Annotated in this window: 23 protein-coding genes and 1 tRNA gene; 11 read left to right on the forward strand and 13 right to left on the reverse strand. The window is 69.8% G+C overall.

What is annotated here, in order from left to right:
- Positions 1 to 66 precede the first annotated feature (66 nt).
- Entirely contained in the window at positions 67 to 879 is an 813-nt protein-coding gene (gene dapB / locus LR948_RS11835) for a 4-hydroxy-tetrahydrodipicolinate reductase (RefSeq protein WP_232754236.1), read from the reverse strand.
- 86 nt (positions 880 to 965) lie between these two features.
- Here dapB and rbfA point away from each other — a divergent pair, with 86 nt between their 5' ends.
- The 7 genes from rbfA (at position 966) to lpxK (ending at position 7735) form a co-directional block, all read left to right on the forward strand.
- On the forward strand, positions 966 to 1361 hold the full coding sequence (gene rbfA / locus LR948_RS11840; protein ID WP_232754237.1) for a 30S ribosome-binding factor RbfA: 396 nt from the start codon (positions 966 to 968) through the stop codon (positions 1359 to 1361).
- A 4-nt stretch (positions 1362 to 1365) separates the two neighbouring features.
- A complete protein-coding gene (locus tag LR948_RS11845; protein ID WP_232754238.1) occupies positions 1366 to 2115 on the forward strand; it encodes a phosphodiester glycosidase family protein in 750 nt (249 codons plus the stop codon).
- A gap of 73 nt (positions 2116 to 2188) precedes the next feature.
- Positions 2189 to 3535 carry a TldD/PmbA family protein gene (locus LR948_RS11850; RefSeq protein ID WP_232754239.1) on the forward strand — a complete coding sequence of 449 codons (1347 nt, stop codon included), beginning with the start codon at positions 2189 to 2191 and terminating at the stop codon, positions 3533 to 3535.
- Complete coding sequence (locus tag LR948_RS11855; RefSeq protein ID WP_232754240.1) at positions 3522 to 4307, forward strand: 3'(2'),5'-bisphosphate nucleotidase CysQ; 786 nt, start codon at positions 3522 to 3524, stop codon at positions 4305 to 4307. Before LR948_RS11850 ends, LR948_RS11855 begins: the two co-directional genes overlap by 14 nt.
- Positions 4308 to 5254: 947 nt before the next feature.
- Entirely contained in the window at positions 5255 to 5494 is a 240-nt protein-coding gene (locus tag LR948_RS11860; protein WP_232754241.1) for a DUF4170 domain-containing protein, read from the forward strand.
- 16 nt (positions 5495 to 5510) lie between these two features.
- Positions 5511 to 6749 (forward strand): 3-deoxy-D-manno-octulosonic acid transferase, encoded by a 1239-nt coding sequence (locus LR948_RS11865; RefSeq protein WP_232754242.1) that lies wholly within the window; start codon positions 5511 to 5513, stop codon positions 6747 to 6749.
- Positions 6749 to 7735, forward strand: a complete 987-nt coding sequence (gene lpxK, locus LR948_RS11870; RefSeq protein ID WP_232754243.1) for a tetraacyldisaccharide 4'-kinase — start codon at positions 6749 to 6751, stop codon at positions 7733 to 7735. The genes LR948_RS11865 and lpxK overlap by 1 nt, the downstream gene beginning before the upstream one ends.
- Here lpxK and LR948_RS11875 read toward each other — a convergent pair whose 3' ends face one another.
- Complete coding sequence (locus LR948_RS11875; protein WP_232754244.1) at positions 7736 to 8599, reverse strand: N-formylglutamate amidohydrolase; 864 nt, start codon at positions 8597 to 8599, stop codon at positions 7736 to 7738. It lies immediately after the preceding gene.
- 160 nt (positions 8600 to 8759) lie between these two features.
- On the opposite strand from LR948_RS11875, the gene LR948_RS11880 reads away from it, so the two are divergent.
- Positions 8760 to 8834, forward strand: a tRNA-Val gene (locus LR948_RS11880).
- Between the two features lie 85 nt (positions 8835 to 8919).
- On the forward strand, positions 8920 to 9045 hold the full coding sequence (ykgO, locus tag LR948_RS11885) for a type B 50S ribosomal protein L36 (protein WP_028287243.1): 126 nt from the start codon (positions 8920 to 8922) through the stop codon (positions 9043 to 9045).
- 433 nt (positions 9046 to 9478) lie between these two features.
- Here the strand turns inward: ykgO and LR948_RS11890 are convergent, their stop codons facing one another.
- The 11 genes from LR948_RS11890 to fdhF all read right to left on the reverse strand — a co-directional run bounded on the left by LR948_RS11890 (position 9479) and on the right by fdhF (position 24351).
- Positions 9479 to 11158 (reverse strand): peptidoglycan-binding domain-containing protein, encoded by a 1680-nt coding sequence (locus LR948_RS11890; protein ID WP_232754245.1) that lies wholly within the window; start codon positions 11156 to 11158, stop codon positions 9479 to 9481.
- A 13-nt stretch (positions 11159 to 11171) separates the two neighbouring features.
- Positions 11172 to 12383, reverse strand: a complete 1212-nt coding sequence (locus LR948_RS11895; protein ID WP_232754246.1) for a phenylacetate--CoA ligase family protein — start codon at positions 12381 to 12383, stop codon at positions 11172 to 11174.
- A gap of 681 nt (positions 12384 to 13064) precedes the next feature.
- Complete coding sequence (locus tag LR948_RS11900) at positions 13065 to 13340, reverse strand: HdeA/HdeB family chaperone (protein ID WP_232754247.1); 276 nt, start codon at positions 13338 to 13340, stop codon at positions 13065 to 13067.
- Between the two features lie 134 nt (positions 13341 to 13474).
- A complete protein-coding gene (locus LR948_RS11905; protein ID WP_232754248.1) occupies positions 13475 to 14299 on the reverse strand; it encodes an ABC transporter ATP-binding protein in 825 nt (274 codons plus the stop codon).
- Between the two features lie 80 nt (positions 14300 to 14379).
- Positions 14380 to 15678, reverse strand: coding sequence for an ABC transporter substrate-binding protein (locus LR948_RS11910; protein ID WP_232754249.1), 1299 nt, complete (start codon positions 15676 to 15678; stop codon positions 14380 to 14382).
- Positions 15679 to 15737: 59 nt separating this feature from the next.
- Positions 15738 to 16814 (reverse strand): branched-chain amino acid ABC transporter permease, encoded by a 1077-nt coding sequence (locus LR948_RS11915; RefSeq protein ID WP_232754250.1) that lies wholly within the window; start codon positions 16812 to 16814, stop codon positions 15738 to 15740.
- A gap of 86 nt (positions 16815 to 16900) precedes the next feature.
- Positions 16901 to 17854: a branched-chain amino acid ABC transporter permease gene (locus LR948_RS11920; RefSeq protein ID WP_232754251.1), complete on the reverse strand. Its 954-nt coding sequence runs from the start codon at positions 17852 to 17854 to the stop codon at positions 16901 to 16903.
- A 114-nt stretch (positions 17855 to 17968) separates the two neighbouring features.
- A complete protein-coding gene (locus tag LR948_RS11925) occupies positions 17969 to 18787 on the reverse strand; it encodes an ABC transporter ATP-binding protein (protein ID WP_232754252.1) in 819 nt (272 codons plus the stop codon).
- A 69-nt stretch (positions 18788 to 18856) separates the two neighbouring features.
- Positions 18857 to 20833, reverse strand: a complete 1977-nt coding sequence (locus LR948_RS11930) for an AMP-binding protein (RefSeq protein ID WP_232754253.1) — start codon at positions 20831 to 20833, stop codon at positions 18857 to 18859.
- Between the two features lie 313 nt (positions 20834 to 21146).
- Complete coding sequence (locus LR948_RS11935) at positions 21147 to 21305, reverse strand: hypothetical protein (protein ID WP_232754254.1); 159 nt, start codon at positions 21303 to 21305, stop codon at positions 21147 to 21149.
- Between the two features lie 262 nt (positions 21306 to 21567).
- Positions 21568 to 24351 carry a formate dehydrogenase subunit alpha gene (fdhF, locus tag LR948_RS11940; protein WP_232754255.1) on the reverse strand — a complete coding sequence of 928 codons (2784 nt, stop codon included), beginning with the start codon at positions 24349 to 24351 and terminating at the stop codon, positions 21568 to 21570.
- A 192-nt stretch (positions 24352 to 24543) separates the two neighbouring features.
- On the opposite strand from fdhF, the gene LR948_RS11945 reads away from it, so the two are divergent.
- Entirely contained in the window at positions 24544 to 25200 is a 657-nt protein-coding gene (locus LR948_RS11945; RefSeq protein ID WP_232754256.1) for a histidine phosphatase family protein, read from the forward strand.
- Between the two features lie 48 nt (positions 25201 to 25248).
- Positions 25249 to 25590 (forward strand): DUF2794 domain-containing protein, encoded by a 342-nt coding sequence (locus tag LR948_RS11950; RefSeq protein ID WP_232754257.1) that lies wholly within the window; start codon positions 25249 to 25251, stop codon positions 25588 to 25590.
- Positions 25591 to 25678: the final 88 nt, after the last annotated feature.

Below are 25678 nucleotides of genomic sequence, written 5' to 3' on the forward strand. Positions count from 1 at the left end.
CATGGCGGGCTATGACAGGGTTGTGACCGGCCCGGCGCCTCTGCCCCGGAGCCAGACCGCAGGCCCCTACTTCAGCCCCAGGACGTCGATCATGTCGTAGAAGCCCGGCGCCTGGCCGACGCCCCAGCGCGCCGCCTTGAGCGCGCCGCGCGCGAAGAGCGCCCGGTCCGAGGCGACATGGCGCAGGACGATGCGCTCACCGGGGCCCGCGAAGATCACGTCGTGCTCGCCCACGATGTCGCCGCCGCGAATCGCCGTGAAGCCGATGTCGCCGCGCTTGCGGGCACCGGTGATGCCGTCCCGGCCCCGGTCGGCCACATCGCCCAGCGCCACGCCGCGCCCCTCGGCGGCGGCCTCGCCCAGCATCAGCGCCGTGCCCGAGGGCGCGTCGACCTTGCGGCTGTGGTGGGCCTCGACCACCTCGATGTCGAAATCGGCGTCGAGCGCCTCGGCGACCTTGCGGGTCAGCAGCGTCAGAAGGTTCACCCCGAGCGACATATTGCCCGCGCGCACCTGCACCGCGCCCTCGGAGGCGGTGGCCAACTCGTCCAGCTCCTCGTCAGAAAAGCCGGTGGTGCCGATCACATGCACCATGCCCCGCGCGGCGGCGAGCCGGCCGAAGGCGATGGTGGCGGCAGGCGCGGTGAAGTCGATCACCGCATGGGCCTCGGCAAAGGCGGCCTCGGCGTCGTCGGTGACCAGAAGGCCGCTCTCGGCCCCGCCCATGGCCGCACCCAGGTCGCGCCCGACCCAGTCGTGGCCGCTGCGCTCGACCGCGCCCGACAGCTCCAGCCCATCGGCCTCGGCCAGGGCCCGGACCAGCATCTGCCCCATCCGGCCCGACACGCCGGTGACCACAACGCGGGTTGTCTCGCTCATGACTGCTGCCTCTCCTTCGCTCTGCCGCCCCTTTACCGCGCGCCGGGCGGCTTGGCAAAGCCGGGACGAAGGCGTATCTGCGCCTCATGGCCAAGAACCGCTTCAACGATGGACCCGGACCCAGCCAGCGCCAGCTGCGCGTGGGCGAACTTGTGCGCCGCGCGCTCTCGGACGTGCTGATGCGCGGCGATCTGCATGATCCCGATCTTGCGGGCATGTCGATCACCGTGGGCGAGGTGCGGGTCTCTCCCGACCTCAAGGTCGCCACCGCCTATGTCGTGCCGCTGGGCGGGCGCGGGCAGGACACGCTGGTCAAGCTCCTGGCGCGCAACGCCGGAGAGCTGCGCAAGCTGGTGGCCAAGAACGTGAAGCTGAAGTTCGCGCCCGAGCTGCGCTTCCGTCTCGACGAGACCTTCGACAAGCTCGACGAGACCCGGCGGCTCTTCAACCAGGACGACGTGCGCCGCGACCTGGACGACTGACGCGATGCGCTGGCCCGGCCTTCTGTTCCCGCTGATCTTCGGCGCCCTTCCGGCGGCGGCCGAAGAGGCCGTGGACTGCCGCGAGTTCGTCTTCGAGAACACGCCCTACACGCTCTGCCGGGTCGATGCCGCGGCGCAGGACCTGCGGCTCTTTCTCTATGCCGAGGACGGCAAGCCCTACGCCCAGTTCGGGCGGCTCGACCAGGCGCTCGGCGCCGAGGAGGGGCGGCTGGCCTTCGCAATGAACGGCGGCATGTATCACCCCGACCGCGCCCCGGTCGGCCATTACATCGAAGAGGGCGAGGAGCTGCAGCGGCTCATCACCTCGGAGGGGCCGGGCAACTTCGGGCTGCTCCCGAACGGCGTCTTCTGCATCCGCGAGGACCGCGCCGAGGTTATCGAGACCTCGCGCTACCAGGCCGAGGCGCCCGACTGCCGCTTCGCCACCCAGTCCGGCCCGATGCTGGTGATCGACGGCGAGCTGCATCCCCGCTTCCTGCCCGACAGCGATAGCCGCTACATCCGCAACGGCGTCGGCAGCAGCGCCGACGGGCGCGAGGTGATCTTCGCGATCTCCAAGCGGCCGGTCACCTTCCACGAGTTCGGGCGGCTCTACCGCGACGGGCTCGGCATCGACCAGGCGCTGTTTCTCGACGGCAATATCTCGCGGCTCTACGCCCCGGCGCTGAACCGCGCCGACATCGGCCGGCCGATGGGCCCGATCCTGGGCGTGGTGGTGCCCAAGACCCCCTGAGGGGGCCCCGAACTTGCGCTTCCCCCCGCCCCGGCCTAGGTCTCTGGCCAGGTTGCGACCCCGAGGAGAGCCCATGCCGCATGACCTGTCCCGCCTGACCGAGGCGCTGATCGACGCCGCCCGCAAAGCCGGCGCGGAAAGCGCCGATGCCATGGCGGTGGATGGCACCTCGATCAGCGCCGATGTGCGCGGCGGCGCGCTGGAACAGGCCGAACGCTCCGAGGCGGTGGAGATCGGCCTCCGGGTGCTTCTGGGCCGGCGCTCGGCGACGGTCTCGGCCTCGGACACCCGCCCCGAGACCATGGCTGAGATGGCTGACCGCGCCGTCGCCATGGCCCGCGAGGCGCCCGAGGACCCGTACATCGGCCTGGCCGATCCCGATCAGCTCGCGCGGGACCTCGACGTCTCGGCGCTGGAGCTGTGCGATCCCGCCGCCGAACCCGATCCCGCCGCGCTGGAAGAGGACGCCCGCCGCGCCGAGGCCGCGGCGCTGGCGGTCGAGGGCGTGACCCGGATCGACGCCGCCTCGGCGGGCTACGGGGCGACCCGGGTGCACCTGGCGGCCTCGAACGGGTTCTCGGGCGGCTACGCGCGCAGCCAGCGCTCGACCTCCTGCGTCGCCATCGCCGGCGAGGGCACCGGCATGGAGCGCGACTACGACGGCGATTCGCGGGTCTTCCAGTCCGACCTGCGCAGCCCCGAGGAGATCGGCCGCCGCGCCGGGGAGCGCACCGTCGAACGCATGAACCCGCGCCGCCCGAAGACCGGCGCCTACCCGGTGCTGTTTGACGAGCGCATCGCCGCCTCGCTGATCGGGCACCTCTTGCAGGCGACCTCGGGCCAGGCGGTGTCGCGCGGGGCCTCCTGGCTGCGCGACGCGCTGGGGCGCGAGGTGCTGCCGGCCGGGCTGTCGCTGATCGAGGATCCGCACCGCCCCCGCGCCATGGGCTCGCGGCGCTTCGACGCCGAGGGGCTGCCGACCCGCCGCCGCGCCGTGGTCGAGGCGGGCGTGCTGCAAAGCTACACGCTGGACCTGGCCTGCGCGCGCAAGCTCGAGCTGGAGCCCACCGCCAATGCCGCGCGGTCGGTCGCCTCGGGCCCCGGGCCCGCCGCCTGGAACGTGGCGCTGACCCAGGGCGCGTCCTCGCGTGCGGATCTGATCGCGGAGATGGGCACCGGGCTGATCGTCACCTCGATGATCGGCGCGACGATTAATCCCAACACCGGGGATTATTCGCGCGGCGCCTCGGGCCTCTGGGTCGAGAACGGCGACGTCGTCTACCCGGTCTCGGGCGTGACCGTGGCCGGCAGCCTGCCCGAGATGCTGCGCAGCCTGCGCCCCGCCAATGACGCGCGCCCCTGGCTCAGCCGGGTGGTGCCCTCGCTCCTGGTCGAAGGGCTGACCCTTGCCGGAGAGTGATCTTGCGCTGCTCACCCGCGCCGCCCAGGCCGCGGCCGAGGTCGCCACGACCTTCATCGGCGGGCCGCTCGGCACCGAGGAGAAGCCCGACGGCCAGGGCCCGGTGACCGCCGCCGACCTGGCGGTGAACGAGATCCTCGAGGACACCCTGCGCACCGCGCGGCCGAGCTATGGCTGGCTCTCCGAGGAAAGCCCGCACGACCCGCTGCGGCTGACCTCGCCCGCGACCTTCATCATCGACCCGATCGACGGGACGCGCAGCTTCATCGACGGCTCGGACACCTGGGCGCATTCGCTGGCGGTGGCCGAGGCCGGGCGGATCACCGCGGCGGTGGTCTACCTGCCGATGCGCGACAAGCTCTACACTGCCGAGACGGAGGGCGGGGCGCGGCTGAACGGCGCCCCGATCCGCGCCTCGGGCCGGGCCGAGATCGCCGGCGCGCAGGTGCTCGCGACCAAGCCCAACGTCGATCCGAAGCATTGGCCCGGCGGGGTGCCGCCCTTCCACCGCGCGCATCGGCCCTCGCTGGCCTATCGGCTCTGCCTGGTGGCGGATGCCTCCTTCGACGCCATGCTGACCTTCCGCGACGCCTGGGAATGGGACGTGGCCGCCGGCACGCTGATCGTGGCCGAGGCCGGCGGGCAGGTCTCCGACCGCCAGGGCCAGGCGCTGCGGTTCAACCGCCCCGACGCGCTCCTGCCCGGGATCGTCGCCGCGCCGCCGCCGCTCTGGCAGGGCACCATGGCCGCGCTGGGGATGCCGGCGGGGTGAGGGCTGGTGGGGGATGGCTGCTGTCGGCCCTGCTTTGCACATCTTCTTGAAGGGCGCGCTGGGGAAGCGGGCGGGGTGAGCGTGGCGCGATGCGGGCGCTATCGAACCGCCTTCCACACTTCCTCCCAAAAAGAAGGCACCGCTATCCCCGGCAGTTCTCCCTTTCCCGGAGAGAAGTCGCCGGGATCACGCCTCCTCTCAGCCCTCCCCAACAGAGGGCGCGCGCCGGACCGGGGGCCGGCGCTTCTGACCTCTGGGCTACGCGTTTTATGGCAGCAAGGTCAGGACGCGCTGTGAGCTATGCACGCCACTCGTACGAGCGCCGGCCCATCGGGCCGGTCCGGCGCGCGCCCGGCACCTTCGGTGCTATTCGGGCGCAAGAGGGGCGCGTCGTTCATGTCAGGGCGATGGTTTTGCGGGCCCGGGAGTGTCCCCAGAACCCGGCAACGACAACTCCCGCAGCAAACGGCTTCGGAAACCACGACACCTATCGGCATCGCTCACCGCTCCAACCCTTCCCCCTCTCAACCCCGCGCACCAGAGGGCGCGCGCCGGTCCGGGGGCCGGCGCTCCTGACCTCTGGGCTACGCGCTTTATGGCAGCAAGGTCAGGACACGCTGTGAGCTAGGCACGCCACTCGTAGGAGCGCCGGCCCATCGGGCCGGTCCGGCGCGCGCCCGGCACCTTCGGTGCTGTTCGGGCGCAAGTCGGGCGCGGGGTGGTTGGGGTGGTGCGAGGGAGCAGACGGGCAGATCGGCTCGCCAAGACCACCCGCCAGACCGCTTCCCCCAACCGAGACACCTCCTCGCACCGCCCTCCCCGCACACTCCGCCAGCCCAACCGCCACCCCCCATCCCCCCGCACGCCTTGCCTTTCCACGCGGGCCTGTCCTAATCGGGCGCAGCGTCACCCCGGCCCAAACCCTCGGCAAAGGAGCCTCACGCCCCATGCAACGCCTTCACCTGGTCTTCGGCGGCGAGCTCGTCGATCCGCAGAAAACCCAGTTCCGCAATGTCGACGACATCCATGTCGTGGGCATCTTCCCCGATTACGCCACCGCCTATGACGCCTGGAAGCGCGAGGCGCAGCGCACCGTGGACAACGCCCATATGCGCTATTTCATCGCCCATCTGCATCGCCTCCGCGACGAGGAGCGCGAGGTCTCCCCGACCGAGGAGCTGGGCTGAGGCCCGAGGCCCGCGCATGTCCCGCCGCCCCTTCTCCCTCTCGGCCTACCTGGCGCTGGTCCGGCCCGCAGAGCCGCGCCCCGGCAGCGGCCCGGAGAGCGCGGGCACGGGCGCGGGCGCGCCCCCGGGCGCACGGCCCCCGGGGCGGATCCTCTGGCTGCATGCGGCCAGCCGCGAGGACCGCCCGGCGCTGGCCGCGCTGGCGCCCCGGCTCCTGCAACAGATGCCCGAGCTGAACATCCTCAGGACCGGCGCCTGGGACGGCGAGGAGACCGCCGCCCTACCCGAGGACAGCCTGCCCCAGGCCCGCGCCTTCCTGACCCATTGGCGGCCCGACCTGATGGTCTGGGCAGGCCACGCCCTGCGGCCCGCGCTCATGGAGGCGGTCCATCACGCCCGGCTGCCGGCGATCCTCGTCAACGCCGAGGACACGCCTTTCACCACGCCCGCGCCGCGCTGGCTGCCCGATGCGGCCCCCGCCGCGCTGGCGCGCTTCTCGGACATCTTCTGCGCCACCCGCGAGGCCGAGCGGCGGGTGCGCCGGCTCGCCCTGCCCGGCCCCCGGATCGAGCGCAGCGGCGCGCTCAGCGCCGCGCCGCCGCCGCTCGACTGCGCGCCCGAAAGCCACGAAGAGGTCGCCACGGCCCTCGGCGGCCGCCCGGTCTGGCTGGCTGCCCGGGCCCGCGCCGACGAGATGCGGCGGATCTTCGACGCCCATGTCTCGGCCTCGCGGCTGGCCCACCGGCTGCTTCTGGTGGTCGTGCCAGAGCGCCCCGAGGACGCCGAGGCCGCCCGCGCCGCCGCCGAGGCCACGGGCCTGCGCGCCGCGCGCTGGGAGGCCGGAGAGATGCCCGACGACATGACCCAGATCCTGCTGGTCGAGGGCACCGAGGAGCTGGGACTCTGGTATCGCGTCGCGCCCCTGGCCTTCCTCGGCGGCTCGCTGGCGCCGCGCCACGGCGGCACCGACCCGCTCGAGGCCGCGGCGCTCGGCTCGGCCATCCTTTATGGGCCGAACGTCGGGCGCCACCTCGGCACCTATTCGCGGCTGGTCGAGGCCGGCGCCGCGCGAATCGTGCGTGACGCGCATTCGCTGGCCTCGGCGGTCTCGCATCTGATCGCCCCGGACCGCGCCGCGGCCATGGCCCATGCGGGCTGGGACGTGGTCACCTCGGGGGCCAAAACCGAGGACCGGATCGTCGCCCGCATCGCCGAGCTTCTGGACGACCGCCCGCCCGAGGAAGGAGAGCCCTGATGCGCGCGCCGCTTTTCTGGGACAACCCGCCCGCGACCCCGGGCCTCCGGGCCCGCGCGCTGGCGCCTCTCGGGGCGCTGACCGCCTGGGCCACGGCGCGCCGCGTCGCGCGCCCCGGGCTGCGCCTGCCGGTGCCGGTGATCTGCGTCGGCAACCTCAGCGCCGGGGGCACCGGCAAGACGCCCACGGTCATGGAGCTGATCCAGCGGCTGACCAGCCGGGGCGTGACCCCGCATGTGGTCTCGCGCGGGTATGGCGGCAGCGAGGCCGGGCCCCTGCGCGTCGATCCGGCCCGCCACAGCGCCCGCGAGGTGGGCGACGAGCCGCTCCTGCTGGCCGCCTTCGGGCCGGTCTGGGTGGCGCGCGACCGGGCGGAAGGCGCCAAGGCGGCGGTGGCTGAGGGCGCCGGAGTGATCCTGCTGGATGACGGCTTTCAGAACCCGGCGCTGGCAAAAGACCTTTCGATCGTGGTGGCCGATGCGGCGCAGGGCTTCGGCAACGGGCGCTGCCTGCCCGCGGGGCCGCTGCGCGAGCCGGTCGCCACGGGGCTGGCCCGGGCGGACCTCCTGCTTACCATCGGCGGACCCGAGGCGCAGGCGGGCTTCGACGCCACCTGGGGGCGAAGCGCCCCTCTGCCGCGGCTCCGGGGCGCGCTGGCGCCGCTCAAAACCGGCATGCCCTGGGAAGGTCTGCCGGCGCTGGCCTTCGCCGGCATCGGCTACCCGGAGAAATTCTTCCGCACCCTGCGCGGCCTCGGCGTCGATCTTTTGCGCGCCGAGGCGCTCGAGGATCACCAGCCGCTGACGCCCGCGCTCATGGCCCGGCTCGAGGCCGAGGCCCGCGCCCAGGGCGCTCAGCTCGTCACCACCGAGAAGGACGCCGTGCGGCTGCCGCAGGACTTTCGGATGAAGGTGCTGACCCTGCCGGTGCGGCTGGAGCTGACCGAGGACGCGCCCCTCGAGGCGGCGCTCGACGCGCTCTTCTGATCACTCGGCGGCGAGCCCCGGGGCCTCCTCGGCGCGAATCGTCGCGATTTCGGCGATGACCCCGCGCAGGAGCTTGCGGAAGGCGTGGAAATTCGCGCTCGGGCGGATCGCGCGTTCGTCCATGTAGACGGCGCGGTCGATCTCGATCTGCACCGCGTGCTGGCCGCGCGCGGGCCGGCCGTAGTGCTGGGTGCTGTAAGCCCCGGCGAAGGGCGTGTTGCGGGCCACGACCAGTCCGGCGTGGGAAAAGGCCGCCTCGATCCGGTCGACGATGTCGCCATCCGCCGAGGCGCCGAAACGGTCGCCGATCACGATCTCGGGACGCACCCCGCTGGAACGCGCCGCCCCGTCGGCGGCCTCGTGCGGCATGGAGTGGCAATCGACGAGAATCGCCGCGCCGAAGCCTGCCTGCGCCTCGTCGAGCAAGGCCTGGAGCTGGGCGTGATAGGGCCGCCAGTAGCCCGCGATGCGGCGGTCGGCCTCGGCCATGGGCAGCTTGCCGCGGTAGATCGCGCGGCCATTGGCCACCACGCGCGGCACCACGCCAAGCCCCGAGGCCACCCGCGGGTTGTGGCCGATCCGCCGCACCCCTTCAATCAGCGCGGGGTCAAGCTCGTCGGGCGCGCGGTTGAGATCGACGAAGGCGCGCGGCGCCCCGGCCTTGAGGAAGGGCGCGCCGTAATCAGGCGCCCCGTCGAAGAGCCGGTCGACATAGGCGTCCTCGGAGGAGCGGATGGCGTGTTCGTCCAGCACGGTATGGCGCAGGAAGGACCAGGGATAGTCGCGCGCCGAATGCGGCGAGGCAAAGACCACGCAGGATGTCAGCGCCTCGGGGCGGTATAACTGGAAGGCCGATTTCGGCATCTCTGCTCCTCGCGGTCAGGCTTAAGATAGACCGAATTTTTCTAGGTCCAAAAGCCCTTGATCTCCGCTCCGACTCCTTTTAAAGACCCGTCCACCGGCGCGGGGCCATCCGCGCCCCTTTCGTTTAAGGGGCACGTTTCCGATGGCGCGGGGTCGGTAAGGGCGGTTAGCTCAGCGGTAGAGCACTACGTTGACATCGTAGGGGTCACTGGTTCGAACCCAGTACCGCCCACCATGGAATTTACCGCCCCCGGCGCAGGTGCCAGGGGTGCAACGCAACCCCAAGGCGCGCCTGGCGCCGCGACAAGAGGAGAAGACCGATGAAGGTTCGGAATTCGCTTCGCTCGCTCAAGTCCCGCCATCGCGACTGCCGCGTTGTGCGCCGGAAGGGCCGAGTCTACGTGATCAACAAGACCCAGCGTCGTTTCAAGGCCCGCCAGGGCTGATCCGACCGGATCTTGCGAGTTGAGAAAGCCGTGCCCCGCCGGGCGCGGCTTTTTCTTTTGGCGGTGGTGGGGTCTTGAGGACGTTGGTTGTTGGCACGAGCTTCGGGGTCGCAACTCCTACCGCCACACTTCCCCCGACGCACGCCCCCACTTGCGCCCGAATAGCATCGAAGATGCCGGGCGCGCGCCGGACCGGCCCGATGGGCCGGCGCTCCTCGAAGCGGCGCGCATAGCTCACATCCAGCCCTGACCTTGCCGCCATAAAGCGCTTGGCTCCACGCTCAGCAGCGCCGCCCCCCGGCCCGCCGCGCGCCCTCCGTCGCGACAAGCCACGGGCCGGGTGGTCGTCGGGCCCCATAGCGCCGAGCCTACACACTCGACGCACCCAGCCTCGCCGCTTGGAGACGGCACCTCCCGACGGGGCGCCGCCCCCTCACCGCGGCAGGATCGAATCCGCCAGGAGCCGCACCACCGTCGGCTGGTCCAGGTAGCCCGTCACCTGCAGCCCGCGGGCGTTCTGGTAGCGGCGGATCGCGCGGCGGGTGTCGGCGTCGAAATTGCCGTCGACCCGCCCGGGCCCGAGGTCCAGAGACCCCAGCTTCGCCTCGGCCAGCCGTCGCGCCATGGGCGAGAGGTTCAGCGCCGCCTCCTGCGCCTGGGCCTGGGCCTCGGCGGCGCGTTCCCCGGCGTCGCGGTCGTCCTCGACCAGACGGCGCTGCGCCTCGCCCGCGAAGGCCCCGTCGGGGAATTCGAGCAGGTATTCGCGGTAGGCCTGGGCGGTGCCCACCTGGCGCGCGCGGTCCCAGGCGGCGCGGTCCTCGCGGGCGGCATCGGCGCGGGCGGCCTCCTCGATGCGGGACAGCTCCTCCTCGGCGACATCGGCGTAATCGCCGTCCGGGTAGCGGTCGAGATAGGCGCGCAGGTCGGCCTCGGCGCCCGAGGCCCCGGTTTCGCGCCAATAGGCGCGGTCCTCGCGGGCGCGCTCTTCCTCGCGGGCGGCGGCCTCGCGTTCCAGCTCCTCGGCGCGGGCCTCGGCCTGGGTGTCGAGCCGCGCCACCTGGCGGGCGGTGAGATAGCTCGTGACCTCGTAGCCCTCGCGCTCCTGCCAGGCCTCGATGGCGCCGCGGGTGCCGGGGCCGAAGATGCCGTCGATGCCCCGGGTGTCATAGTCGAGCAGCGCCAGATTGCGCTGGATCTCGGCGCGTTCGTCGCGATTGAGCTCCAGCGCCTCCTCGGTCAGCCGCGCCTCGCGCAGGGGCTCGCCGTCGATCTCCTCGATGCGGGCCTCGGCGCGGGCGGCGTTCGGCCCCTCGGGGAAGGCCGCGAGATAGAGCGCATAGGCGTCGCGGGTGTCGCGGCGGCGGGCGTCGGCCCAGAGCCGCGCCTCGGCCTCGGCGTCGGTTTCGCGCTCGGGTTCCGGCGCGGACTCCGGCTCGGGCTCGGGGTTCGGCGCGGGCACCGTCACCTCGGTCAGGAAGGAGAAGCCGCGCGGTGCGTAGCCCTCGACGGCGAGGCTTTCCTCGCGGGCGCGGGCCACCAGCGCACGGCCCGGGCGCGGCAGGTCGCGGCGGGCCAGCGCGGCGATGACATCCGGCGCGCCCCGGATCAGCGTCACCCCCTGCGGCAGGTCGATCGCCCCCGCGCCATCGTCGAGAAAGCGCGCCTCCAGCGTCTCGGGCCCGCCCTCGGCCAGCATCAGGACCGCCCGGCCGGGGAAATCGGCGAGCACCGCGAGCAGCGGCGAGAGCGGCAGTCCCTCGGCGAAGACCTCGGCCGCGGTCTCGGCCTCGACGTCCGGCGGCAGAAGGTAGGTCTCGCGCGTGGTCGAGACGAAGCGCCCCGAGAGCACCACGGCGACGCCCTCGGTCTCGGCATCGAGCGTGCCGAGGAAGCGCCCGAGCCCCTCGCGCAGCTCCGCCCCGCCGGCACCGCGCAGGGCCAGCACGTCGACCCCCGCCTCGCGCAGCGGCTCGACGGCGCCGGCGACGCCATCGGCGCCGCGGATGCGGTCGAGCACCGAGGGCGCGGCGTTCTCGATCAGAAGCGCCGCATTCTCGGCCAGGGCGGTCGAGGACCAGAGGCAGGCGGCAAGCGTCAGGGCGAAGCGGGACATGGCGTCTCCTTTGTCAGTCGTAACTTCGGGTATCCTCGATCACGAGCCCGTCGCGCGGCAGCTCGCCCGGGGCGACGATCTCGACCCGGCCCTTGAGCTTCAGCACCTCGGCGACGCTGGCCTCGAAGGGCGCGGCGTCCGAGGCGCTGGTTTCCACGCGGACAAGCATCGTGTCGGCGTCGTTCTCGCGGCCCGCGACAACGCGGGCGCGGTCGATCTCGGGGTGGCGGGCGACCAGTTCGGCGACCTGCTCGGGACGCACGAACATGCCCTTGATCTTGGTGGTCTGGTCGGCGCGGCCCATCCAGCCCTTGATCCGCATGTTGGTGCGTCCGCAGGGGCTTTGCCCCGGCAGCACCGCCGAGAGGTCGCCGGTGGCGAAGCGCACCAGCGGGTAGTCGTGGTTCAGCGTGGTCACCACCACCTCGCCGACCTCGCCTTCGGCGACCGGGTCGCCGGTGCCGGGGGTGACGATCTCGACGATCACGTCCTCGTCGACGATCATGCCTTCCTTGGCCTCGCTCTCGTAGGCGATGAGGCCCAGGTCGGCTGTGGCGTAGCACTGCAGGCAGTCGATGCCGCGCTCGGCGTAATACTCGCGCAGGCTCGGGAAGAGCGCCCCGCCCGAGACCGCGGCTTTGCTGAAGGCAAGCTCCAGGCCCATCTCATCGGCCTTCTCGAGGATGACCTTCAAATAGTCCGGCGTGCCCGCGTACCCCGTGGTGCCGATGTCCGCGGCGGCGCGGGCCTGCAGCTCGGTCTGGCCGGTGCCCGCGGGCAGCACCGTGGCGCCGACGGCCCGGGCGCCGCTTTCGAACATCATGCCCGCGGGCGTCAGGTGGTAGCCGAAGCAGTTCTGCACCACGTCGCCGCCATGGAAGCCCGCGGCGCGCAGGAAGCGGCCGAGGCGGAACCAGTCGTCCTCGATCTTGCCGGGCTCGTAGATCGGGCCGGGGCTCTGGAAGACATGGGTGAAGGTGCCGAGCGGCCCGGCCAGCCCGCCGAAGGGCGGGGTCGCGCCCTGGGCCGCGGCGAGGTCGGACTTGCGCAGGACCGGCAGCCGCGCCAGCGCCGCGCGGGAGGTGATCTCCTGCGCCTCGTAGTCGCGCAGGGCGGCGAAGCCCTCGAGCGCCTGGGCGCGGGCGATCTGATGCGGCAGCGCCTCGGCCAAGGCGGCGTCGCGGTCGGCCGGGCTGCGGCTCTCGAGCAAATCGGGTTCGGTCATCGCGGGCATTCCTCCTCCTAGGACCTGACGACGCGCGTCCGGTCATGCCATGTCGAGGGTGAGGCTATCAGATAACAAGGGCTGCAACAGGCCGCGCGGGCGGTTTCGCGCCGAGGAGGGCGGGGTAGGAAGGGGGCGGCAGGTGGGGGTGCGCTGGGGTGGTGGGCTGTCGCGGTGGGCAGGGTTGGTGCGCCTTTGCGGTGGGCAGGAAGTGGCGGGCCTGAACCGGGGCCGATGGGGGCAAGCGTCCGGATACGTGCCGCGTGCCTCTTCGCCTGAGTATCCGCCGACACTACAAGCTCGCGCTTCCTGCGCCCGAACAGCACCGAAGGTGCCGGGCGCGCGCCGGACCGGCCCCTTGGGCCGGCGCTCTTGTGGTTGACGCGCATAGTTCGTCTCTAGTCCTGACCTTGTTGGGATTAAACGCATAGCTCAGAGGTCAGCAGCGCCGGCCCCCGGTCCGGTGCGCGCCCTCTGTTGGGCTGGGTGAGAGGGGGATTTGGGGCATGATCCGCGAGGAAGGCAATTGGCCAACCCCGGAGGAGTTCAGGCGCTCCCGCCCTAGCGGGCCGCAAACCCCGCCTTCGCCAACCCGCCCTTCGCCACACCACCACCCCCCAAACCAAAACCGGCCGCGCAAACAGCGCGGCCGGCGGAAACCATCGGTGCGACGGGAAACGATTACTCGTTCGCGCCGGCGGTTGCGGCGGTCAGCACCGAGATCGACTCGTCTTCCTGGCAGGCGCCGTCGATCTCGATCATCGCGGCATCGGCGTCTTCCATGGACTCGAGCTCGGCCACGACGGCCTCGGCGACGCCCATCTTGCCTTCATCGTCCATGCTCAGGAAATCCGCGCAGGTCACCTCGTTGGGGTCCATGGCGTGTGCGGCGCCAAAGGCGGCGGAGGTCGACAGCGCGAGGCCGAGAACGGCGGCGATGGATGCGGTGGTCTTCATGACATTCTCCCAATGTTTCGCGTCACGATTGTGACGTCGACCCATAACGACCGGAGATTGCCCAAGTTCCGCTGGGCTTGAAAAAATATTGCCCTCAAACACGCATTTTTGAGTGTTCCGACCGCACTCGCGCTCTAGGAGAGCCAGCGCTTGCGGCGGCGGTAGGAGCGCACGTCGCGGAAGGAACGGCGGCCCTCGTCCGACATGCCGAGGTAGAACTCCTTCACGTCGGGGTTCTCGCGCAGGCCCTCGGCGGTGCCTTCCATGACCACGCGGCCGGATTCGAGGATGTAGCCGGTATGGGCGAAGCGCAGCGCGACATTGGTGTTCTGCTCGGCCAGGAGGAAGGACACCCCCTCGCCTTCGTTCACCGCCTTCACGATCTCGAAGATCTGCTCCACGAGCTGCGGCGCCAGGCCCATCGAGGGCTCGTCGAGAAGGATCGTCTCGGGCCGGGACATCAGCGCCCGGCCGATGGCGCACATCTGCTGCTCGCCGCCCGAGGTATAGCCGGCCTGGCTGCGGCGGCGCTCTTTCAGGCGGGGGAAATAGGAATAGACCATCTCGAGGTCGGCCTCGACGGCGGCCTTGCCGTCGCGGCGGGTATAGGCGCCGGTCAGGAGGTTCTCCTCGACGGTGAGATGGCCGAAGCAGTGCCGGCCCTCCATCACCTGGATCACCCCGCGCTTCACCAGCGCCGCGGGGTCGAGATGCTGCACCCGCTCGCCCTGGTAGAGGATCGAGCCCTTGGTCACCTCGCCGCGTTCGGAATGCAGAAGGTTGGAGATCGCCTTGAGCGTCGTGGTCTTGCCGGCGCCATTGCCGCCGAGCAGCGCGGTGATGCCGCCCTTGGGCACCTTCAGCGACACGCCCTTCAGAACGAGGATGACGTGATTGTAGATCACCTCGATGTTGTTCACCTCGAGGAGGGCCTCGTCGGTCTTCGCGGCGTCGAGCATGGGGCGCCCCTTCATGCGTCTTCTGGGTCAGTTGCGATGCCCCGGCGGCGGGCGGGCCGCCGCCGGGAAAAAGGTCAGGCTCAGTTGGTGGCCGAGCATTCCTCGTTGGTGGGCCAGGGCGCGTTCTCGTCGGCGTATTCGGTCGCCTTGGCCGAGATCAGGTCCTGGTAGGTGTCGGTATTGGCGTTCATCAGGTCCGAGACCTTCACGAACTGCTCGCCGTCCCATTCCAGCATCCAGCCGCCGGAATGGCCGGTGTGGTTGGCGCAGGAGGTCGAGAAGGGCGGCACCATGCCGTCAAGACCCAGCTCGGTGATCCGCTCCTCGGTCATGTTGATGTTCTCGAGGCCCCAGCGCAGCTGCGCGGCGTCGATCTCGGCGGTGCCGTATTCCTCCTGGGCGGTGCGGATGCCCTCGGCCAGGATCGCCGAGATCACGATCCCGCGCGAGTAGAACACGCCCGAGGATTCCTCGGGGTTGGTGTTCGACAGGCCCGCGTCGATCACATGCTCGCGGATGTCCTGCATCACCGGCGCTTCGAGGTTCGGGAAGGACCAGGAGATCGACTTGTAGCCCTTGCCGTCCTCGCCGACGAGCCGCAGGTCGGCGTCATGCCCGGCCCACCAGACGCCGATGAAGTTCTCCATCGGGAACTTGGTCTTCACCGCTTCGGTGATGGCACCGGCGTTCATCGCGCCCCAGCCCCACATCACCACGTAGTCGGGACGCTCGCGGCGGATCTGCAGCCACTGCGCCGACTGGTTCTGCATTTCCTTCAGGCCCACCGGGATCGGCAGCAGCTCGAAGCCCTTGTTCTCGGAGAGCGTCTCGAGAAGCGGCAGCGGCTCCTTGCCGTAGGGGTGGTCGAGATGCAGGAAGGCGACCTTCTTGCCCTCGAGCGAGCCCTCTTCCTCGAGGTATTGCACGATCATCGAGGCCGCGTCCCAGTAGCCGGCGGGCATGTTGAAGGCCCACTGGAAGACCGTGCCGTCGGCCATCGGCGAGAAGCCGTAGCCCGGCGCCAAGATCGGGATCTCGTCGACGTTGGTCTTGGGCAGGACCTGCAGGGTGATGCCGGTCGACCAGGGCTGGGTCACGATCGCCTTGCCCTTGGTCTTCTCGTAGCACTCCACGCCCTTCTCGGTGGAATAGCCGGTCTCGCATTCCTCGGCGTTGACCGTCAGCCCGCCGATGCCGCCGTCGCGTTCGTTCAGCATGGTGAAATAGTCGGCCTGGCCGTTCATCAGCGGGATGCCGGTGGCGGCAAAGGGGCCGGTCCGGTAGGCGAGGTTCGGAACGTAAAGCTCCTGAGCGACCGCCGCCGTGCCGAGCGTCGTGCCCAGAACCGCCGCGGTGGCCAGTTTGGTGATGGTCTTCATCGGGTATCCTCCCTTGGATGTGACCCCGGTTGTCCGGGTTTTGCTGTTGGGCCGCCCGCCTAGTGCGGGAAGGGCCAGATGATCAGCTTCTCACGAATGAGCCGCCAAAGCTGCGCCAGACCGTGGGGCTCCACGATCAGGAAGAAGATGATGAGCCCGCCGACGATCATGACGTTGAGGTGCTCGACCATGGCCGAGGAGATCGGCAGCCCCAGCGCCGAGGGCACGAGGTTTAGCACCACCGGCAGGCCGACGATCAGGATCGCGCCCAGGTAGTTGCCGAGGATCGAGCCCAGCCCGCCGATGATCGCGATGAAGAGCACCTGGAAGCTCAGCGGGATGTCGAAGACATTGGGCTCGGCGGCGCCTTTCCACATGAAGACATAGAGCGCGCCCGCGACGCCCACGATGTAGGAGGAGATCGCGAAGGCCACGAGCTTGGAGCGCATCAGGTTGATGCCGATCAGCTCGGCCGCGATGTCCATGTCGCGGGTCGCCTTCCAGGTCCGCCCGAGGTTGCCGCGGGTCAGGTTGATGCAGAGGATCGACATCAGCGTCACCACCCCCAGCACCAGGTAGTATTGCGTCACCGAGGCCGCCTGCGGGCCCGAGACATAAAGCCCGAAGATGTCGAGGTTCGGCACCTGGATCGCGCCCGAGGCGTTGTAGTTGTAGAGCCAGGCCCATTTCTCGAAGAGCCAGACCAGGAAGAACTGCGCCGCCAGCGTCGCGATGGCGAGGTAGAAGCCCTTGATCCGGAGCGAGGGGATGCCGAAGACCACACCCACCCCGGCCGAGAAGACACCCGAGAGCAGGATCGCCACGATCGGGTTCATCCAGGGGAAGATGGTGATCAGCTTGTAGCAGGCATAGGCGCCCACCCCCATGAAGGCCCCGGTCCCGAGCGAGAGCTGCCCGGCGTAGCCCGTCAGGATGTTCAGCCCCATGGCCGCCAGCGCGTAGATCAGGATCGGGATCAGCAGCGTCTGGAAGGCGAACTCCGAGGCGGTGAGCGGGAAGATGAGATAGGCGAAGACGAGGATCACCCCGAGAAGGATCGCATCCTGCCGGACCGGGAACAGCGCCTGGTCGGCGGTGTAGCTGGTCTTGAACTGTCCTGCCGTGCGGTAGAGCATCTTTGGGTCTTTCCGTTAATCGTCTGCCGGGATGCGGGGCCGGGGCCGCGCGTCGGGGGGTGTGGGGCGGCGGGCCGAGGCCCGCCCTAGACCCTCTCGATGATGCGTTCCCCGAAGAGGCCCTGCGGCCGGAAGAGAAGCACGATCAGCGCCAGTACGAAGGCGAACCAGGTCTCGGTGTTGCCGCCGAGGAAGGGCTGGCCCCAGTAGATCTCGAAGAGCTTCTCGAGCATGCCGATCATCAAGCCGCCGACGATGGCGCCGGTGATGCTTTCGAGGCCGCCCAGCATGAGCACCGGCAGCGCCTTGTAGGCGATGACCTCGAGCGCGAAGCTGACGCCCGCCCGGGCGCCCCAGGCGATGCCGGTCACCAGCGCGATGATGCCCGCGATGAACCAGACCAGCACCCAGATCGTCTGCAGCGAGATGCCAACCGAGAGCGCCGCCTGGTGATCGTCGCCCAGCGCCCGGATCGCCCGGCCCATCTGGGTGTAGTTGAGGAAGGCCAGGAGCCCCGCGACCAGAAGCGTCGCCACCACCACCACGGTGATGTCGAGGTGCTGCAGGATCAAGAGGCCGCCCCAGGGTTCCAGCACCGTGTCGCCGGTCGGGATGCCCAGCTCCTCGCTGATCATCACCTTGTTCTCGCCGCCGAAGATGGTCTCGCCCAGGCCGATCAGGAACAGCGTGATGCCGATGGTCGCCATGAACAGGATGATGTCGGGCTGGCCCACCAACGGGCGCAGCACCACCCGTTCGATGGTCACCGCCAGGACGAACATCACCGCCAGGGTCAGCGCCACCGCGATCCAGGCCGGCACGCCCATGGCGTGCAACCCGACCAGGGTCAGCGCGGCGAAGACCACCATGATGCCCTGCGCGAAGTTGAAGATCCGGCTCGAGCGGAAGATCAGCACGAAGCCCAGCGCGATCAGCGCGTAGAGCACGCCCGAGACCAGCCCTTCCCAGAGCACCTGGAGAAAGAAGTCCGGCGCCGTGGCCATGTCGACGAATGGCTGGATCAGAAAGTCGTAAAGCATGCCGCCCCCTCAGGCTGTGCGGCGGGGACCGGGGCCCGCGCCGCCTTTTGGTTCTGCTGGTTCCGCTGGTTCCGCTCTGGGATGCGGGTCAGGGCCCCGCCGCCCGGCTGCGCCTCAGTCATGCGACACCCCCAGGTAGGCATCGATCACGTCCTGGTTGCCGCGCACCTCGTCGGGCGTGCCGTCGCCGATCTTCTTGCCGTAATCCATGACGACCACCCGGTCGGAGAGGTCCATGACCACGCCCATGTCGTGCTCGATCAGCGCGATGGTGGTGCCGAACTCGTCGTTCACGTCCAGGATGAAGCGGCTCATGTCCTCCTTCTCCTCGACGTTCATGCCCGCCATGGGCTCGTCGAGCAGCAGGAGCGAGGGCTCCGCGGCCAGCGCGCGGGCCAGTTCGACCCGCTTCTTGAGGCCGTAGGGCAGCCGCCCGACCGGCGTCTTGCGGATGTTCTGGATCTCGAGGAAGTCGATCACGCGCTCGACCTTCTCGCGGTTGTCCATCTCCTCGTCGCGGGCGCGGCCAAACCAGAGCGCCTGCGAGAAGACGCCCGAATGCATGTGGGTCAGCCGCCCGGTCATCACGTTGTCGAGCACGGTCATGCCCTCGAAGAGCGCGATGTTCTGGAAGGTCCGGGCGACGCCCATGCGGGCGACCTCGAAGGGCTTCATCTGCGGGCGCTTGGAGCCCTTGTAGAAGACCTCGCCCTCGGAGGGCGTGTAGAAGCCCGAGATCACGTTCAGCATCGAGGATTTGCCGGCCCCGTTCGGGCCGATGATGGCGCGGATCTCGCCTTCGCGGATGTCGAAGGAGATGTCGTTGATCGCCACCACGCCGCCGAAGCGCAGGGTGATGTTCTTCATCTCCATCAGCACGCCGCCGATCTGGCGGCCGTCGGCCGTGGTGTAGCCTTCGGAGCTGTCAAGCATGGGTGCTCTCCTTCTCGGGGCGGGCCGGTGTTTGCGGGGCGGGACGGTTTGCGGCGCTGGCGCGGGGGCTCATTCCGCCGCCTCCAGCGTCTTGGCGGTGACCGGCACGACCTTGGGCTCGCGGGCGTAGAGCGTCGCCTTGATCTTGCCCTTGCGGCCGTCCTCGTAGGTCACTTCCGTCTCGGTGTAGACGCTGTCGTCGCCGGCATAGAGACCCTCCACCAGGTCGGCGTATTTCTCGGCGATGATCTTGCGGCGCACCTTGCGGGTGCGGGTCAGCTCGCCGTCGTCGGCGTCCAGCTCCTTGTGCAGCACGAAGAAGCGGTGGATCTGGCAGCCCGAGAGCATCTCGTCCTGGGCGACGCTGGCGTTCACCTCCTCGACATGGGCCTGGATGGTGTCGAGCACCTCGCGGTTCTGCGCCAGCTCCTGGTAGCTCGCATAGGCGATGTTGTTGCGCTCGGCCCAGTTGCCGACGGCGGTCAGGTCGATGTTGATGAAGGCCACGCAGCGGTCGCGGCCCGAGCCGAAGACCACCGCTTCGAGGATGTTGGGATAGAACTTGAGCTTGTTCTCCACGTATTTCGGCGCGAAGAGCGCCCCGTCGGCCATCTTGCCCACGTCCTTGGCGCGGTCGATGATCCGCAGGTGGCCGGTGTCCTCCTCGATGAAGCCCGCGTCGCCGGTGGCGACCCAGCCCTCGGGGTCCTTGGTGTCGGCGGTGGACTCGGCGTTCTTGTAGTATTCCACGAAGGTGCCGGGCGAGCGGTAGTAGACCTCGCCGCTTTCGCCGATCTTCAGCTCGACCCCGGGCGAAGGCACGCCCACCGTGTCCGAGCGGACCTCGCCGTCGGGCTGCTGGGTGATGAAGACCGAGGCCTCGGTCTGGCCGTAGAGCTGTTTGAGGTTGATCCCGAGCGCGCGGTAGAAATCGAAGATCTCCGGGCCGATCGCCTCGCCGGCGGTATAGCCCACGCGCACCCGGCTGAAGCCCAGTGCGTTCTTCAGGGGCCCGTAGACCATGAACTCGCCGAGGCGGTATTTCAGCCGGTCGAGCGCGCCGACGGGATGGCCGTCGAGGATGCGCGGGCCGATGCCGCGGGCGTGGTTCAGGAAGTAGTGGAAGAGCTTCTGCTTGAGCTTCCCGCTGTCCTCCATGCGGATCATGATCTGCGTCAGCTGCGTCTCGAAGACCCGCGGCGGCGCGAAGTAGTAGGAGGGCGCGATCTCGCGCAGGTCGGTCATCATCGTGTCCGCGCTTTCGGGACAATTGACGCAGAAGGCCGCCCAATAGGCCTGCCCGATCGAGAAGATGAAGTCGCCGACCCAGGCCATGGGCAGATAGGCCAGCACTTCCTCGCTCTCGCTCAGGTGGTCGAAGCTGCAGGAGGCCTTGGCGGTCTCGATGATGTTGCGGTTGGACAGCACCACGCCCTTGGGCTTGCCGGTGGTGCCCGAGGTATAGAGCATCACGCAGGTGTCGTCGTAGCCGATCGCCTCTTCGCGGGCCTTCAGCTCGGCGCCCAGCTCGGAGCGCGCGGCGCGGCCCTCGGCCTGCACCTGGTCGAAGGCGAAAAGCGCCGAATGGTCGTATTTCCGCAGGCCCCGCGGGTCGAGGTAGATCATCCGCTCGAACTCGGGCAGCCGGTCCTGGATCTCGATCACCTTGTCGACCTGTTCCTGGTCGCTGGCGATCACCAGCTTGGCGCCGCAGTGATCGAGCACATAGGCCATCTCTTCGGCGACCGCGTCCTGGTAGAGCGGCACCGGGATCGCGCCGACCATCTCGGCGGCGACGACGGACCAGTAGAGATACGGACGGTTGCGGCCGATGATGGCGATGAAGTCGCCCTTCTGGACGCCCATCTTGAGCAGCCCCAGCGCCAGCGCCTCGATCTCGTCGGCGGCCTCGGACCAGCTCCAGCTTTGCCAGATGCCGAATTCCTTTTCGCGGTAGGCCGGGCGCGATCCGAAACGCGCCGCGTTGCGCCGCAACAGTGCGGGAACCGACCGCAGGTCGCCTGCGGCCTCGGACGATTGTGCCAAACTTTCTCCTCCCCGGAGGCCGTTTACCAGCCCCTCTCAGCCAAGACCGGCGGGGGTTGCCGCCGGGTCCTCCACAAGGCTCGGAATGTATTAGGTCCGCTGCGGACCCTCCGGTCAAGGCTCGCGTGACGCTTCGGGGAAAAAAATTGAACGGGCATTAAATTAATGCAGTGAGAAGCGGCGGATGCGGGGGCCGCGGGCCCGGTTAAAATCCGCGTGATGCAGGGAAAATTCGCCAAAACCGGCATACATTTTGGCCTGTGGATGATTCGGCCCGGCACGCACGGCAGGGGGGCTGCGGGCGCTGGTGGCGCTACCAGACCATGGGCCGGAGCAGCGGCAGGACAAGCGCGGCGGCCACGCCGACACCCACGCCCAGCGCCAGCCGCATCCAAGCGCGCCCCAGCCGGTGCGACAGGAGCGAGAGGCAACCGCAGATCGCGGCGTAATAGGTGACCGAAACCGGGTCCATCGGAGCAGTCTAGGCCAGCCCCGCCCACCGGTCCAGCGCGGGGGTTTGGGGCTGGTCGGCAGTGTCGCGCGCGGAGAGAGGGTCGCCAGCCGTTCCTTGCGAGGAGACGGCCCCGCCAGAGGGCGCGGAGCCACGCGCTGCACGGGAAAGCAGCCCGGCCAGCACGTCGGGCGCAGGCATCTACCCCCCTCTCCGCCTCTCAGCCTCCAAGGCGTCCGCCCCGGCCAACCCGCACCCGACGGGCCGTGCCGCAGCCCCCGCCCTACTCCGCCGCCGCGCGGGTCTCGGCGGCTTCGATCCGCACCGCGGAATACTTGAACTCGGGGATCTTGCCGAAGGGATCGAGCTGCGGGTTGGTCAGCACGTTGGCCGCCGCCTCGACAAAGGCGAAGGGCATGAAGGCCGTGCCCGGCGCCACGTTTCGGTCGGCCCGGGCCATGACCTCGAGGCTGCCGCGCCGGGTCGTCAGCCGCACCAGCCCACCCGGGGCCACGCCCATCTCGCGCAGGGTCGCGGGATGCAGCGAACAGGTCGCCTCGGGCTCCACCGCGTCGAGCGTCACCGACCGCCGGGTCATCGAGCCGGTGTGCCAATGCTCGAGCTGCCGCCCGGTGATCAGGATCATCGGGTAATCCGCGTCCGGCGTCTCGGCCGGCGGGGTGACGCGGGCGGGGGTGAACTTGGCTCGGCCCGCGCGGCGCGGGAAGCCGTCGCCGAAGACCACCGACTGGCCTGGGTCCTCGGGGCCGAGGCAGGGGTAGCTCACCGCGCCCTCGGCCTCGAGCCGCTTCCAGGTGATGTGGTGCAGCGCCCGCATCGACATCTTCATCTCGTCGAAGACCTCGCGCGGGTCGTCGTAATCCCAGTCGAGCCCGATGCCGCGCGCCAGGTCGACCAGGATCTCCCAGTCCTGCCGGGCCTCGCCCGGAGGCGTCACCGCCTGGCGCACCACCTGCACCGTGCGGTTGGTGTTGGTCACCGTGCCGGACTTCTCGTAGAGCGCCGAGGCCGGCAGGATCACATCGGCGAACATCGCCGTCTCGGTCAGGAAGATGTCCTGCACCACCAGGTGATCGAGCTTGGCCAGCGCCCGGCGGGCGTGGTCGACGTCGGGGTCGGACATGGCCGGGTTCTCGCCCAGCACATACATGCCGCGGATCTCGCCGCGGTAGACCCGGTCCATGATCTCGACCACGGTCAGCCCCGGTTCGGCGTCGATCTCGGTGCCGCGCCAGATGTGGCGGAAGAGCTCGCGCACTTCGCGGTCGGTCACCGACTGGTAGTCCGGCATGACCTGCGGGATCAGCCCCGCGTCCGAGGCACCCTGCACGTTGTTCTGACCGCGCAGGGGATGCAGCCCGGTGCCCGGCCGCCCGACGTGTCCGCAAAGCAGCGCCAGCGAGATCAGGCAGCGCGAGTTGTCGGTGCCGTGAATGTGCTGGCTGACGCCCATGCCCCAGAAGATCATCCCCGAGCGGGCCCGCGCGAAGCTGCGCGCGACGGTGCGGATGGTCTCGGCGTCGATGCCGCAGATCTCGGCCATCTTCTCGGGCGGGAAGGCGCGGATGTGGTCGCGGAACTCGAAGAAGCCCTCGGTGAAGCCCTGGACGTATTGCAGGTCGTAGAGCTTCTCCTCGACGATCACATGCATCATGGCGTTCAGCAGCGCCACGTCGGTGCCGGGGCGGAATTGCAGGTTGTGGGCTGCGTGGCGCTTCAGCCCGTTCTGCAGCCGCGGGTCGATGACGATGAGCTCGCCGCCGCGCTTGGCGAACTGCTTGAAATAGGTCGCGGCGACGGGGTGGTTCTCGGTCGGGTTGGCGCCGATCACGATCGCGATGTCGGCGTTCTCGATCTCGTTGAAGCTGGCGGTCACCGCGCCCGAGCCCACGTTCTCCATCAGCGCGGCCACCGAGGAGGCGTGGCAGAGCCGGGTGCAATGGTCGACGTTGTTGTGGCCGAAGCCCTGGCGGATCAGCTTCTGGAAGAGATAGGCCTCTTCGTTGGTGCATTTGGCCGAGCCGAAGCCCGCCACCGCGCGGCCGCCGTAATAGGAGCGGATGTCCACCAGCCCGTGCGCGGCGACCTCGAGCGCCTCTTCCCAGCTCGCCTCGCGGAAATGCGTCCAGGGATCGGCGGGGTCGACGTTCAGCCCCTTGTCCGGCGCGTCCTTGCGGCGGATCAGCGGCTTGGTCAGCCGGTGGGCGTGGCGGATGTAGTCGAAGCCGAAGCGGCCCTTGACGCAGAGCCGGCCTTCGTTGGCGGGGCCGTTGATGCCCTCGACGTCGCGCACCTGGCCGTCCTTGATCTTCAGCGAGACCTGGCAGCCGACCCCGCAGAAGGCGCAGACCGAGGCGACCTCTTCGTCGTAATCCGCGCTGTCACCGACCTCCTGGGCGTCGAGCACCGAGGCCGGCATCAGCGCACCGGTCGGGCAGGCCTGCACGCATTCGCCGCAGGCCACGCAGGTCGAGGCGCCCATCGGGTCGTCCTGGTCGAAAACCGGAAACGCGTCATGCCCGCGCCCGCCCATGCCGAGGACGTCGTTGACCTGCACGTCGCGGCAGGCCCGGACGCAGAGATTGCACTGGATGCAGGCATCGAGGTTGACCCGCATGGCCACATGGCTGTCGTCAAGGAGCGGGATGCGGTCGGCCTCGAGCGTCGGGAAGCGGCTTTCCGCGACCCCCGCGGCCTCGGCCATCTTCCAGAACTGCGAGGAGCGGTCATGCGCGGCCGCCTGTTCCGGCTGGTCGGCCATGAGCATCTCGATCACCAGCCGCCGGGCGCTTTCGGCGCGCGGGGTGGCGGTGCGGACCTCCATGCCCTCGGTCGCAGTGCGGATGCAGGAGGCGGCCAGCGTGCGCTCGCCCTCGATCTCGACCATGCAGGCGCGGCAGTTGCCGTCCGGCGCATAGCCCGGCTCGGGCCGGTGGCAGAGATGCGGGATCACCAGGCCCCGGCCATGCGCCGCCTCCCAGATCGTGGTGCCTGCGGGCACCTCGACCGTATCGCCGTCGAGCGTGAAGCGGATCGTCTCTGCCATGGTCGTCCTCCCGGTCTGACCCCGGGTGTAGCGGCTTCCTCCGCGCCCTGCCCGGGTCATTTCCGACGCCTCGGCCGGATTTTGCGCCCTGGGGTTTCCGATCCGCGTCGCTCCGAGCGGGCCGGCGGACGGTTTTCCCCGACGCCGCCATAGGATAACCGGTCGGGGCATTCCCCAACAAGGCGGCGCAGCATGACCCAGATCCTTCTTGTCCGGCACGGGCAGGCCAATTCCGCCGCCCGCGACGAGGCCGATTACGACCGGCTGAGCCCCCTGGGCCGCGAACAGGCGCGCTGGCTCGGGGCGCATCTGCGCGACTGCGGCGAGCGCTTCGCGCGGGCGACCTCGGGGACGCTGCGCCGCCAGGCCGAGACCCTGCGCGAGATGGATGTGGCCGAGACCGCGCCCGAGCAGGACCCGCGGCTGAACGAGCTCGAGTATTTCACCATGGCCCAGGCCTTCGAGGCGGAACACGGGGTGCCCATGCCGCCCGACCGCCCGGCCTTCCTGCGCCATCTGCCGGCGATGTTCGGCGCCTGGTCGCGCGGCGAGATCGCCGGCGCGCCGGAACCCTTCGAGGCCTTCGAGACCCGGGTGGCCGAAGCCCTGGCCGACCTGGCGCGCGGGCGCGGGCCGGTGGTGGCGGTGACCTCGGGCGGGGTGATCGGCATGGCGCTGAAGGTGGCGCTGCGGCTCGACGTGGCGGCGCTGTCGCATCTCTGCCTGTCGATCGAGAACAGCTCGATCCACCGGCTGATGGTGCTGCCCGAGGGGCTGGCGCTGGCGCAGTTCAACGCCTGCCCGCATCTCGAGCCGCGCGGGCGGCGGCAGTCGCGCACGCATCTCTGAGGCGGGAACACGCTTGATTTTGGGCGCCGCCCCTCGCAAGTTTTGAGGATGAACTCGCTCACGCCCTTTCCCGGCCGCCCCGAGCACACCGAGACGGTGATGTTCCATCGCATCGAGTTGAACGAAATCCTGTCGATCTACGGGCGCATGGTCGCGGCCGGGGAATGGCGGGACTACGGCATCTCCTCGCTGCGCGACGCGGCGGTCTTCTCGGTCTTCCGCCGGGCGGCGGAACACCCGATCTACCGCATCGAGAAACGCCCGAAGCTGCGCAACCGGCAGGGCATGTATTCGGTGCTAGGCATGGACGGACAAGTGCTGAAGCGCGGGCAGGATCTGCGCGCGGTGCTGCGGGTGCTGGAGCGCAAGCTGATCCGCGCGGTGGAGTGACGGGGGCTGTGTGATGGGGAGCGATGGGGGCGGCGCGGCCGGGGCCGCGCGCCGTTTGATCGCCCCTTCCTAGGTAACGATCTTATCT

Source organism: Roseivivax sp. GX 12232 (assembly GCF_021272185.1).
GTDB lineage: Bacteria > Pseudomonadota > Alphaproteobacteria > Rhodobacterales > Rhodobacteraceae > Roseivivax.